Origin of the sequence: Nonomuraea cavernae, assembly GCF_040655715.1 — a bacterium.
Lineage (GTDB): Bacteria > Actinomycetota > Actinomycetes > Streptosporangiales > Streptosporangiaceae > Nonomuraea > Nonomuraea cavernae_A.
In genome coordinates, this window is sequence record NZ_JBFAKL010000026.1 from 65,060 (window position 1) to 76,853 (window position 11,794).

Annotated in this window: 10 protein-coding genes; 6 read left to right on the forward strand and 4 right to left on the reverse strand. The window is 71.5% G+C overall.

The window, feature by feature from the left end:
* The first annotated feature begins 352 nt into the window (after window positions 1-352).
* Window positions 353-1,387 (forward strand): neutral zinc metallopeptidase, encoded by a 1,035-nt coding sequence (locus AB0I38_RS30980; protein ID WP_358486956.1) that lies wholly within the window; start codon window positions 353-355, stop codon window positions 1,385-1,387.
* Between the two features lie 464 nt (window positions 1,388-1,851).
* The gene (locus tag AB0I38_RS30985; RefSeq protein ID WP_358486967.1) at window positions 1,852-3,312 is read left to right on the forward strand and encodes an LCP family protein; all 1,461 of its coding nucleotides are present in this window, start codon (window positions 1,852-1,854) and stop codon (window positions 3,310-3,312) included.
* A gap of 79 nt (window positions 3,313-3,391) precedes the next feature.
* Here the strand turns inward: AB0I38_RS30985 and AB0I38_RS30990 are convergent, their stop codons facing one another.
* On the reverse strand, window positions 3,392-5,428 hold the full coding sequence (locus tag AB0I38_RS30990) for a spermidine synthase (RefSeq protein ID WP_358486972.1): 2,037 nt from the start codon (window positions 5,426-5,428) through the stop codon (window positions 3,392-3,394).
* Between the two features lie 183 nt (window positions 5,429-5,611).
* Here AB0I38_RS30990 and AB0I38_RS30995 point away from each other — a divergent pair, with 183 nt between their 5' ends.
* The gene (locus tag AB0I38_RS30995) at window positions 5,612-6,970 is read left to right on the forward strand and encodes a S8 family peptidase (protein ID WP_358486977.1); all 1,359 of its coding nucleotides are present in this window, start codon (window positions 5,612-5,614) and stop codon (window positions 6,968-6,970) included.
* 161 nt (window positions 6,971-7,131) lie between these two features.
* Here AB0I38_RS30995 and AB0I38_RS31000 read toward each other — a convergent pair whose 3' ends face one another.
* Window positions 7,132-7,446, reverse strand: coding sequence for a DUF4190 domain-containing protein (locus AB0I38_RS31000; RefSeq protein WP_358486984.1), 315 nt, complete (start codon window positions 7,444-7,446; stop codon window positions 7,132-7,134).
* A 148-nt stretch (window positions 7,447-7,594) separates the two neighbouring features.
* Here AB0I38_RS31000 and AB0I38_RS31005 point away from each other — a divergent pair, with 148 nt between their 5' ends.
* Entirely contained in the window at window positions 7,595-8,395 is an 801-nt protein-coding gene (locus tag AB0I38_RS31005; RefSeq protein WP_358486993.1) for an ion transporter, read from the forward strand.
* Window positions 8,396-8,491: 96 nt separating this feature from the next.
* Here the strand turns inward: AB0I38_RS31005 and rpsD are convergent, their stop codons facing one another.
* Window positions 8,492-9,106, reverse strand: coding sequence for a 30S ribosomal protein S4 (gene rpsD / locus AB0I38_RS31010; protein WP_358487419.1), 615 nt, complete (start codon window positions 9,104-9,106; stop codon window positions 8,492-8,494).
* A gap of 78 nt (window positions 9,107-9,184) precedes the next feature.
* Here rpsD and AB0I38_RS31015 point away from each other — a divergent pair, with 78 nt between their 5' ends.
* Both AB0I38_RS31015 and AB0I38_RS31020 read left to right on the forward strand, forming a co-directional pair.
* Window positions 9,185-9,886, forward strand: coding sequence for a DUF2470 domain-containing protein (locus AB0I38_RS31015; RefSeq protein WP_358486999.1), 702 nt, complete (start codon window positions 9,185-9,187; stop codon window positions 9,884-9,886).
* A gap of 83 nt (window positions 9,887-9,969) precedes the next feature.
* Window positions 9,970-10,524: a hypothetical protein gene (locus AB0I38_RS31020; protein ID WP_358487004.1), complete on the forward strand. Its 555-nt coding sequence runs from the start codon at window positions 9,970-9,972 to the stop codon at window positions 10,522-10,524.
* Between the two features lie 83 nt (window positions 10,525-10,607).
* On the opposite strand, the gene AB0I38_RS31025 is transcribed toward AB0I38_RS31020, so the two are convergent.
* Entirely contained in the window at window positions 10,608-11,783 is a 1,176-nt protein-coding gene (locus AB0I38_RS31025; protein WP_358487009.1) for an ROK family transcriptional regulator, read from the reverse strand.
* Window positions 11,784-11,794 lie beyond the last annotated feature (11 nt).

Sequence of the window (11,794 nt, forward strand, 5' to 3'; positions counted from 1 at the left end):
CGCTTAATACGGACAACCGATCACAGGGGGCGACACGGTGACAGGCAACGGGCAACATCCACCTCCGCCACCGGAGCCCGGACAGCCCCAGCGGCCACCGTCGCTCCCCTGGCCTCCTCCGGCGCACGGGCTACCTCGCTCACCCCAGCCCCAGGGGCCGCCCTACCAGCATCCCTATCCGCCGGCGTCGCAGGCGCCGCCGTACCAGCAGCCCTATCCGCAGCAGCCGCAGGGCCCGCCGTACCAGCAGCCCTTACCCGGGCATCGGGGGATGCCCTACCCGCAGCAGCCGCCGCCCCCGCCTCCTCAGGGATGGCCGCCCCCGCGCCGGCCGTCGCCGCCCCCGCCGCCCATGCACGGGCCCTATGGGCAGTGGCCGCCGCCCCCGCGCAGGAAGTCCGGCATGGGGGCGGCCGGGATTCTCGGGGTCGTGTTCGGCTCGATGGCAGCGCTGTTCGTGCTGATCGTGATCGGCTCGGTGGCGTTCAAGGACTCCTCCCGGTCGGAGACCACCACCCCGATCGCCGTCCCCACCTACACGCCGGACGAGCGGCCGAGCGAGCGGCCGAGCCAGGGCGACGACGACGCGACCGGCGAGCCGACCCGGCGGCCGACGCAGGACACCACGGTCACCCCGCCCAAGCAGGTCACGCTCGACACGAGCCTGAAGAACAACACGCTCTACCGGGCGGGCACGCTGGCCAGGGTCGGCTGCCGGGCCGGCAACGCGAACATCTTCAGCCACGCCCAGCTCAAGGCGCTGATCCTGAAGACGGGTAAGTGCATGGACCGAGCGTGGGGGCCGATCCTGCGGGAGCAGGGCATCGACTTCAGCCCGCCGGGCTACGCGATCGCGCAGCGGAGCGGCAGGGGGGCCTGCGGCGACTACCCGTCGGCGGGCTCCATGGTGCCGTACTACTGCCCGCGCAACAACACGATCTACGCCTCCACCACGGCCATGTCCAAGGGCAACGGCAACGCCCTCGGCTACGGCCAGATCATCACGTGGAACGGCGGGATCATCAGCATGATGGCCCACGAGTACGGCCACCACGTGCAGAACCTGTCGGGCCTGATGAACTCCTGGTGGTCGCGGACACTGGAGTCGGGCAGCAAGAGCGGGAAGCTGGCACTCAGCAGAAGGCTGGAACTCCAGGCGACCTGTTTCGGCGCCATGTGGATGCGGTCGGTGGCCACGTCCTACCCGATCGGTCCGGCCAACCGCAGCCGCCTGTTCTGGTTCTACAGCCGGTTGGGCGACCAACCCGGCCATCCGCGAGACCACGGCTCCATGGTGAACAACAACCGATGGTTCAGACAGGGCTGGGAGAAGAACCAGACGTACCAGTGCAACACCTGGATGGCGCCCTCCTCGACGACCTCCTGAGGGCTGCCAGGAGTTCATCTCAGGTTGGGCACATGTCTTTGATGTCCCTATATGGGGACTAGAATCCTGGCAATCTTGTGCTCAAACGGGGAGCAGAACCGAGTTTTGCCTGGCAGGCGTTAGGAGCCGGTGTGAGCAAGGGCGAAGGTGCGGGCACCACGCCAGGGGGCCGGAAACGACGCTCCTCACGCCGTCCTCGTACGGCGTCGGGCGGCGAGCCCGGCACCCCGGCGCCTCCCCCCACCGAACCCGGTCCACCAGCCGCGCGGCCCGGTCCTCAACCCGGTCCTCAACCCGGGCCTCAGGCCGGGCCGCGACCCGGCCGCCAGACCAGGCCCCAGACCGGAGCGCGACCCGGCCCCCAGACCGGGCCTCAAACCGGGCCTCAGACCGGCCCTCAGATCCGCCCTCAGGCCGGGCAGCAGACCGAGCCCCAGACCGGTGCGCGCCCGGGCCGGGCCGGTGTGGCACCCCGCTTCGCCAAGCCGCTCAACGCCGGATCCATCCTCGGCTGGACCGCCCTGTCCGCCATCGCGCCCGGCGCCGGCCACCTGCGCGCCGGCCACCGTCGCACGGGGCTGGCGCTGCTCAGCGTGTACGGGGTGCTGCTGCTCGCCGCGCTGGCCTTCGCGCTGACCCGCAACAAGCAGAACCTCGCCGACCTCGTCGGTGACGGCACCTTGGTGACGGTCATCACGCTCACCTCGCTGGGCGCGCTGGCCTGGTTCGCCCTGCTGGTGACCACGTACGTGGCGCTCAACCCCAACCGGCTCAACCAGCAGGGCCAGATCGTCTCGGGCATCGCGGTCGGCGTGCTGTGCGTGATCGTGATGGCCCCCTTCGCCTTCGCGGCCGGCGGAGTGCTGGAAACGCGGAGCACGATCCACCGGATCTTCTCCAGCGGGACCGGCGACCCGGACGTCGCCCCGATCAAGGAGGAGGATCCGTGGAACGGCAAGGAACGGGTGAACTTCCTGCTGGTCGGCGGTGACGCGGCGGGCAACCGCACCGGAGTGCGGACCGACAGCATGAACGTCGCCAGCGTGCACATCAAGACCGGCAACACGGTGCTCTTCAGCCTGCCGCGCAACCTGCAGCACGTACGCTTCCCGCAGACCTCTCCGCTGCACAAGCAGTTCCCCAATGGCTTCATGGCCGAGCTCCCCAACGGTGGGCTGCTCAACGAGGTCTGGCAGTACGCCAACGAGCACCCGGACATCATGGGCGGCCACAACAGGGGCCCGCGCGCGCTGATGGACGCCATCGGCCACACGCTGGGCCTCAAGATCGACTACTACGTCCTGATGAACATGTACGGCTTCGCGGACCTCGTGGACGCCATCGGCGGCCTCAGGATCCACGTCGAGCAGGACGTCAAGTGGGGCGGCACGTTCGGCACCGCGGGCACGATCAGGGCCGGCACCCGCAGGCTGTCGGGCGAGGAGGCCCTGTGGTACGGCCGCTCCCGCGTCAACAGTGACGACTTCTCGCGCATGAGCCGGCAGCGCTGCGTCATCGGCGCGTTCGCGAAGCAGGCCACCCCTGACAAGATCCTGCTGAACTTCACCAAGATCGCCGGCGCCACGCAGCGCATGGCGCGGACCAACATCCCACAGCCCCTCGTGAAGCCGCTGGTCGCCCTGGCCCTGCAGGTGAAGGACGCCAGGATCACCAGCACACAGTTCGTCCCGCCGGAGTTCTGGCCGGGCGCGGCCGACTGGGCCAAGATCCGCCGCGCGTCGGCGAAGGCCATCTCCGATTCCCTCAAGCCCCGCCGGGCCCGTACGGCCGACGTGACGGCCTCGCCGGGGAGCCCCTCGGCCGCGCCCACGGCGACCCGGACGCAGGCCGCCGTGCCCAGCCAGACCCCGACCCGCAACGGCCAGAAGACCAGCGAGTCCCTGGACGAACTCTGCGGCCTCTGACCGGTCAGACGAAGGCCGATCAGACGAGGGCCGGTCAGACGAGGGCCGATCAGAGCAAGGCCGGTCAGACGAAGGCCGGTCAGGCCAGGGCCGGCCTGCGGGGCAGCAGGGCGAGGGCGCCCAGGTAGAGGACGGCGGCCACGATCAGCAGCCCCTGGTAGCCGATGACCAGGGCGAGGTACTCCAGGCACCCGCCCACCATCGCGCCCAGCAGGTTGGCCCCGAACGAGGTCGTCGCGTCGGCCGTCTCGGCGAAGCGCTTGGCGAACACCACGTTCGCCGCGAAGATCGGCAGGAACGCCACCGTCACGGCGGCCACCGCCCGCAGCGGCAACGGCAGCGACAGCAACCAGGTGTTGGGCACCAGCCAGGCCAGCAGCAGCCCGCCGAGAAGCACGGCGTACATGACCGGCAGAGGCGGGGTGCGGAAGCGGCGGGTCACCTCGACCGCGGCGAGGACGGCCACGAGCACCCCGGCGAACACGATCGCGTTGACCACCCACGTGGTGCCGAACAGCAGCGCGAACCCGGTCACGCTCTTGGCCTCCAGCAGCATGAAGGCCACGCCGAGCAGGAACAGGTCGGCGTACGGGCGCATCCGCCGGTAGGGGCCGGCCACGACGCGCACGGCCAGCAGGCTGACCGCGAGGATCAGGCCGAGCGTGATGAGGTAGATCGGCGGGATGTCGCCGTCCTTGAGGTAGAGGAAGGGCCGGTCGTCGAGCGCGGGCGGCGGCGTGCCGGCCGCGGCCCCGGCCCAGGGCGTGGCGCAGCGCTGAGCCTCGGGGGTGAAGCCGGCCGTGATGACGGCCTGCTGCCCGGCGGTGCTCACCACGTCGACGCACGGCTTGTGGCCGAAGGCGCTCTGCACGGTGGAGGCGAGCCGGTCGACCAGCCAGGTCTCCCGGTAGTAGTTGTACATCGAGAACGCGCCGCCGGGTTTGAGGTGGGCGCGGGCCGCCCGCATCGCCTCCTCGGTGAACAGGTAGCTCTCCAGCCGCAGCGAGCTGGCTCCCGAGACGAGCGTGAGCGAGTCGGGCAGCGCGAACAGGATCAGGTCGTACTTCCGGGGGGTGCGTTCGAGGAAGGCCCGGCCGTCGGTGACGTGCGTGGTCACGCGAGGGTCGTCGTAGGGGTGGTCGGGGTGGGTGGAGCCGCCGAGCTCGCGCAGCTTGGGGTCGATCTCGACGGCGTCGACGTGGCCGGCGCCCTTGGACAGCGCGATCGCGACGTCGGTGCCGCTGCCCGCGCCGACGATGAGCACGTCCTTCGGCGGGCTGGTGACGCGTTCGTACGGCAGGCCGTACTGCCGCTCCCATTCCAGGCGGGCGGCGGCGGGCACGGCCTGCTGGTGCGGGATGCCGTTGACGGCGATGTCGGTCACCGGCACGCCGAGCTGCTCGAACTGCCGGAAGGTCACCTTGTAGTAGGGCGACCACAGGGCGCCGGCGGTGAGCGTCTCGGCCAGCAGCAGCCCCACGACGGCCAGCGACGGCACCACCACGAAGCCGAGGTAGGTGACGAGCGGCCGGGGCACGAGCAGCAGCGCGTAGGCGACGGCGGCGATGAGCCCCCAGAAGAGGGGCGGCGCGCTCAGGAACGACAGGGCGGTGAACGCGGCGATGCCGGTGAGGCTGCCGATCAGGTCGTAGCGGTAGGCCTCCAGCCGCGGCAGCTCGGGGAAGCAGCGGCCGACCAGCTCGGCCGGGCCCATGAGGACCAGCGCCGCCGCGCAGAAGATCACCGGCAGGATGAGCCAGGCGGGCGGCCCGGTGGTCGCCAGGCTCGTCCAGTAGAGGACGCCCTCGGTGTCGCGGTCGACGGTGACGGGGAACGTCAGGACGACGATCACCAGGCCGAACAGCACCACGGGCGAGTAGTAGGGCTGGCGCTTGGACCTGCCCACGCGCAGGAACCCGAGCCCGATGCCGAGGAACGAGCCGAGCAGCACGAAGTTGGTGAAGTAGCTCAGGTGCACGATGTTGGACCCGGTCCACCGGATCAGCGCCAGCTCCAGGAAGAGCATGAAGGCGCTGGCGAGGATGAGTCTCGGGCGCACCGCCAGCCAGTGGCCTCCGGTGCCGACTGTGACCGCCTGCTGGGCCTGGAGCGTCATGGGCACTCACCGTAGTGAAAGGACCCGGAACACGGAAGCCTGACGCTCGGGAACGGTCATCGAGCACTTCTGTCCGAATTGAGGTGTCACAGCAGGTCACATCCCTGATGAACCGCTGGACGCGCCCGTGCGGATGGAGGAATGTGGTGAGGTTCGTTCCCTCCACATGACCGGTGGTGACTCATGCGGGTCCTGATCCAGCTCCGCCCCTCCCCCGACCTGGTCGCGGCCGTCATCGATCCGGCCCGCGCGGTCACCACGGCCGACGTCGCCGACGGCCTGCCCGGGGTCGAGCTCGACGCCGGGTTCGCCCCGGTCGCCGTGCCCCGGCCGATCCCGGCGGCGGGCGGCGACCCGCTCTCCCTCAACCAGCCGCTCGACTTCTCGCTGGCCGCCGAGGACGCCTCGGTGCTGGTGCGGGGCACGATCTCCGACGACGAGCTCGCCACCCGGGTGACCCTGCTGCAGACGCTGCGCCCCGATGTGGCCGGGGTGTTCGCCGACCCGGTCATCGGGTCCTCGCTGACCTGCGGAGGCGACTCGCCGGTCGGCGACTGGCACGACGTCGAGCGGCTGCTCGACGTCGCCGGCCTGGGCGCCGAGGGGCTCGACGGCGCGGGGGTGGCCGTGGCCGTCCTCGACACCGGCGTCAACACCGCGCACGTCACCCGGCAACTCGGCCGGAGCGTCGAGCTCGACGCCCGGCGGAGCTGGATTCCGCCGGGCGTCCCCGGCCGGCCGGGCGAGTTCGAGGTCGACCACGGCACGATGTGCGCCTTCGACACCCTCATCGGGGCGCCCCGGGCGTCCGTGATCGATGTCCCGGTGCTGCTGTCCACCCGGCCCGGTGGCTCGGCGCTCGACGGGCTGCTGTCCGACGCCGTGGCGGCGTTCGCGCACCTGCGCGGGGTGCTCGACGCGCAACCCGAGGAGTCCAGGGCGCTGGTGGTCTCCAACTCGTGGGGGTCGTTCTCCCCCGAATGGGACTTCCCGGTCGGGCATCCGGGCAACTACTCCGACAACGCGGCACACCCGTTCAACCTGATGGTGGCCGAGCTCGACCGGGCGGGCGCCGACGTGCTGTTCGCGGCGGGCAACTGCGGGCGCGATTGCCGCGACGGCCGGTGCGCCTATCCCGACCGGCCGATCGTCGGGGCCAACTCACATCCCAAGGCCCTGTCGGTGGGCGGCGTCGACGTCAACGGCGGCCGGGTCGGCTACTCCTCGCAGGGGCCGGGACGGCTGACCGCGCGCAAGCCCGATTTCTGCGCCTATACGCACTTCTCGGGCTCCAGGGCGTTCGGCGACGACGAGGCCGACTCGGGCACGTCGGCGGCGACGCCGGTCGCGGCCGGCCTGGTCGCCGCGGTCCGCACCCGGTGGCCCGCCACGCGGCTGTCGCCGTCGCAGCTGCGCTCGCTGCTGCGGCGCACCGCCGACGACCGCAGCGAGGTGGGCTTCGACTACGACTACGGCTACGGGACCATCGACCCGGCCGGCATCGTCGCCGCGCTCCGGCGCCGGGCCAGGAGCGCCGGCTGACCCGGGCTCAGGCGTTCTCCCGGGTCCCGACGGCCAGGCACCCCCTGGGACGGAGACCGGCGGGCGAGAGCTGGACGCAGATCAGACCGGAGCTGCGCGAGCAGGCCGAAGCCGTGTTCGACCTGCTGGAGAGGGGGATCGGCGACTACGGCCGCCGGCCGCTAGTCCAGGCCGCCCATCATGGCGGCGCCGCCGAAGACCACGAACATGAGCACGTAGAAGCCGATCACGGCCAGGAACAGGCAGGTGCTGACGATGCCGCAGACGCGCCCCGCCTGCACCATGCCGCGGTTCTCGTAGACGTAGCCGCTGCCGTCGATCTCGCGCAGCGCCTTGTTGCCCATCGACCAGGCGAACGGCCCGACGAGCCCGCAGACGACCAGGCTCAGGATGCCCAGCACCAGGATCGTGGTGCCGTTGGGATGCGTCTGGGGCGGCGGACCGTAGTAGGAAGGGCCGTAATTGGGATAAGACATCTGCGTTCGGCCCCTCGCTTATCGGTGTTCAGGCGGTTTTTATACCACAGGGCATCCCTTGACGGGTGGTTGCGGGACACTTGATGACGGTGTGATCATCTGCGCCATCATGGTGGGGCAACGCATCCGTCCTGAGGAGCCCACCCCTGTGCGTGAGCGCATCCGCGCCTTCATCAACCATCGGCGTTTCCAGCAGTTCATCATCGGCGTCATCCTGATCAACGCGGCCACCCTCGGCCTGGAGACGGTCCCCTCGGTCGTCGTGCGCTACGGCGACGTGCTCTGGGTGATCGACCACGTGGCGCTCTACATCTTCGTCACGGAGCTGCTGGCCAAGATCTACGTCGAACGGGCCCGCTTCTTACGCGACCCCTGGAACGTCTTCGACACCGCGATCGTCGGCATCGCGCTGCTGTCCACGACCGGCGGGCTGTCGGTGCTGCGGTCGCTGCGCATCCTGCGGGTGCTGCGCCTGCTGTCGGTCGTGCCCAGCCTGCGCCGCGTGGTCTCCGCCCTGCTGCGCGCGATGCCCGGGATGAGCTCGATCGTGGTGCTGCTCTCCCTGGTGCTGTACGTGGCCGCCGTGATGGCCACCAAGATGTACGGCGAGGCCGTGCCGGAGCGCTTCGGCAGCCTGCCGACCTCGCTGTTCACCCTCTACCAGACGATGACCGGCGACGACTGGGGCAACATCGCCAGAGACGTGATGCAGGAGCACCCGTCGGCCTGGATCTTCTTCACCATCTTCATCCTGATCTGCACGTTCGTGGTGCTCAATCTGTTCATGGCGGTCGTGGTGAGCGCCATGGAGGAGGAATCGGCTCTGGAGCGGGCCGAGCTGGCCGAGCTGGAGGACACCTCGGCCGCCTCGACCCGGCTGATCCTGGCCGAGCTGGCCGCGCTTCGCGCGGAGATCAACGAGCTGCGCCGGGAGAAGGCCATGGAGTAGGCCTTCACCGCCCACGAGTGCCACCGGGGGCTCCCCCCGTCGGAGGGAGTCCCCGGTCAACGGGGGCCGGTCAACGGGGCTGTCAACGGGGGCTGGTCAGCGTGAGTAGTGCTCGACGACGAGCTGCTCGTCCACCGGGACGGCGATCTGGTCGCGCTCGGGCTTGCTCGTCAGCGTGAACCGCAGGTCGGCGTGGTCGACGGACAGGTAGGGCGCGATCCGCTCATCGGCGTGCACGCCCTCGGCGGCGGCCACGAACGGCTGCATCCGGCGCGACCTCTCACGCACCGAGACGACCTGGCCGGGCTTCACCAGGTAGCTCGGGATGTCCACCTTGCGACCGTCGACGGTGATGTGGCCGTGCGTCACGTACTGGCGGGCCGCGTAGATCGACGGCGCCAGGCCGGCCCGCAGCACCAGGGAGGCGAGCCGCGTCTCCAGCAGGGAGACGAGCTCGGCGCCCGAGGCGCCGGGCCTGCGCACGGCCAGGTCCCAGTAGCGCCGCAACTGCCGCTCCGACACGTCGTAGTACCAGCGCAGCTTCTGCTTCTCCAGCAGGCGCGTGCCGTAGTCGCCCATGGCGCGGCGGTTGGTCTTGCGGCCGTGCTCGCCCGGCGGGTAGGGCCGCTGCTCGAAGTGGCGGACGGCTTTCCTGGTCAGCGGCACACCCGCGCGGCGCGACAGCCTCACCTTGGGACCGGTGTAGCGCACGTTGACCTCCATGTGATTAGGTAATCCTTACTTAGGTAAGCCTAACCTATTGTCTTCCGCCGTCTCAAGGAGGCGCCCATGCTGCCGATCCCCGAGCGGATCCGCACGCTCGCCACGACCGCCTGCGTCGCCCGGCTGTCCGTCGACGGCACGCCCGCCCCCGCCCAGGGCGGGGTCGACGAACTCGGCCGTCCGGTCCTGCTGGTGCGGCCGGGGGAGCCGTTGCACGGGCTGTGCGACGACGCCGTCGTCGCGGTCAACCTGACCGCCATGCGCCGCCTCGGCGAGATCGAGCATCCACGGGCGATGATCGAGGTGCAGGGCTGGGCTCAGGCGGTGCCCTTCGAGCAGGCGCGCGCCGCGGCGGTCTCGGTGTCGTCGCACTGCCCCGACGAGGCCCTGTTCGACGCGCTGGAGAGGTACGGCGAGCCGGGCGCGCCCCGGTTGCTGCGGCTGGACGTGGGCCAGGTGGTCTACCTGACCGGGCAGGAGTCGGGGGTGCTCGACGCCGACGACTACCTCGACGCGGTGCCCGATCCGCTGGCCGAGACGGCCGAGCGCGTGCTGGCCCACATCAACGACGCGCACCGGCCGCAGCTCTCCGGCGGGGTGACCCGGCACCTGGGCGAGGACGCCGGCGAGGTGTGGCTGTGGGAGCTCGACCGCTACGGCGCGACGGTGCGCACGGACGACTCCCTGATCCGCTTCCCGTGGCCGTCCCCGGTCCACACCGGCCTCTGCCTGGAGACCGCCCTGCGGGGCCTGCTGTGCGCGTGCTGAGGGCCGCCCGAGGATGATCGCCTTGATCACGATTCGCCCAGAGCCGCCCGAGTGGTCGCGCGGGGTCACTATCATCGGCGGCTGTGAGCGACTCGGAGCGGCACGGGCGTGTTCTGATGGTCGCCGGCGTGCTGGCCGGCGGCCTCATGCTGGCCGCCGCCGCGATCCTGGGCGGCGACCGGCCGCCGGTCACCTCACTGTCCCCGGTCAGCCTCCCCGCTCAGGCCGGTGATCGGCCGGCCCAGCCCGCGACGACCCTGTCCACCGGGAAAGTCAGGGTGCGGGCCACGGGCGTCACCACCCGGCCGCCCGTGACGCGCCCGTCCCACAGCGCGCGGCCGTCGCTCAGGACCGGCGCCAGCCCGGCGGCCACCCGCCCGTCGGCCGACGTCGGCCCGGCGGCCACTCGCCCGGCCCGCACGCCGAAGCCCACGGCCGTTCCGACGGCCGGCCTTACGAGGAGTCCGGCGGCGAGTCCCACGGCGGTGGCCGGCCGCTCCTTCGTGACACCCGCCATGCCCTACTCGGCCGTGCCCACCCGGACGCACCCGCCGGCCGGCCATGGCGCTCCCCCGCTGAGCCCGGCCCCGGTCAGCACACCACCGGGTTACGGCGAGGCCGTGTCACCGCACGACTGACGGCCGCGCTCGCGCCTCAGCGCCTCAGCGCCTCAGCGCCTCAACGCCTCAACGCCTCAACGCCTTAGGGCCGCGCTCGCGGCTCAGCGCCTGGCCAGGCTGTCGTCGATGGCGTCGGGCGACAGCACGTGGTCCAGCACCATCACCGCGCACCCGCTGATGCCCGCCCCCGCGCCCAGCCTGCTCGCCTCGATGCGCAGCCGACGGGTCGCCAGCGCGGTGGAACGCCGGTAGACGACCTCGCGGATGCTCGACACCAGCGGGCCGAACGCCTCGGCCACGTCGCCGCCGAGCACGAGGACCGACGGGTTGAGGATGTTGACGGCGCCGGCCAGCACCTCGCCGATGCGGCGCCCGGCCTCGCGCACCATGGCCATCGTCTCGGCGTCGCCCGCCCGCACCAGGGCGGTCACGTCGCCGACGCTCTTGACGTCCTTGCCCGCGGCGCGCAGGTCGCGCAGCAACGCGGTGCCGCTGGCCACGGAGTCGACGCAGTCGACGTTGCCGCAGCGGCACAGCACGCCGCCGCCGTCGCGCACCGGGATGTGCCCGATCTCGCCCGCCGCGCCCATCGCGCCGCGCAGGATCTCACCGCCCGCGACGACTCCGGCACCGATGCGGGTGGACACCTTGACGAACATCAGGTCGGCCAGCTCGGGGTAGACGCCGCGGTGCTCGCCGATGGCCAGCACATTGACGTCGTTGTCGACCAGCACGGGCACCGGGAACCGCTCGCGGACGACGGGCGGGATCGCCACGCCGGTCCACGAGGCCATCACGCGGGCGCTCTCGGCGCGGCCCTCGGCGAACTCGACCGTGGCGGGCACGCCCATGCCCGCTCCCTTGACCATCGAGCGGGGCCGGTCGCCGAGCAGGTCGTCCCAGGTGTCCATGAGCAGCGGCAGCACCACGTCGGGCCCCTGCTCCACGTCGATGGCGAAGTCGCGCCCGGCCAGCTCGCGCCCGGCCAGGTCGCAGACCGCGACCCGGGTGCGGCTCGCGCCCAGCGCGGCCACCAGCACCACGCCGCCGGCGGCGTCGAACTCCAGCCGGACCGGGGGCCGCCCGCCGGTGGAGGGGGCATCGGCGCGCTCGACCACGAGCCCGCGTTCGAGCAGCTCGGCGACGCGCAGCTGCACCGCGGGCCGGGACAGGCCGGTGACCCGGCCGAGGTCCGCGCGCGTCACGGCCTCACCTGTGCGGATGAGGCGGAGCACCTCACCACTGGTGGCGAGGCTCGCGGCGGTACGTCGAGACATCGGCCAAGTGA

What these genes read in the sequence shown, in the direction of transcription:
- AB0I38_RS30980 (WP_358486956.1), top strand. Translation starts at nt 353, where the DNA reads ATGCACGGGCCCTATGGGCAGTGGCCGCCGCCCCCGCGCAGGAAGTCC.
- AB0I38_RS30990 (WP_358486972.1), bottom strand. Translation starts at nt 5,428, where the DNA reads ATGACGCTCCAGGCCCAGCAGGCGGTCACAGTCGGCACCGGAGGCCAC.
- AB0I38_RS30995 (WP_358486977.1), top strand. Translation starts at nt 5,612, where the DNA reads ATGCGGGTCCTGATCCAGCTCCGCCCCTCCCCCGACCTGGTCGCGGCC.
- AB0I38_RS31015 (WP_358486999.1), top strand. Translation starts at nt 9,185, where the DNA reads ATGCTGCCGATCCCCGAGCGGATCCGCACGCTCGCCACGACCGCCTGC.
- AB0I38_RS31000 (WP_358486984.1), bottom strand. Translation starts at nt 7,446, where the DNA reads ATGTCTTATCCCAATTACGGCCCTTCCTACTACGGTCCGCCGCCCCAG.
- AB0I38_RS31025 (WP_358487009.1), bottom strand. Translation starts at nt 11,783, where the DNA reads ATGTCTCGACGTACCGCCGCGAGCCTCGCCACCAGTGGTGAGGTGCTC.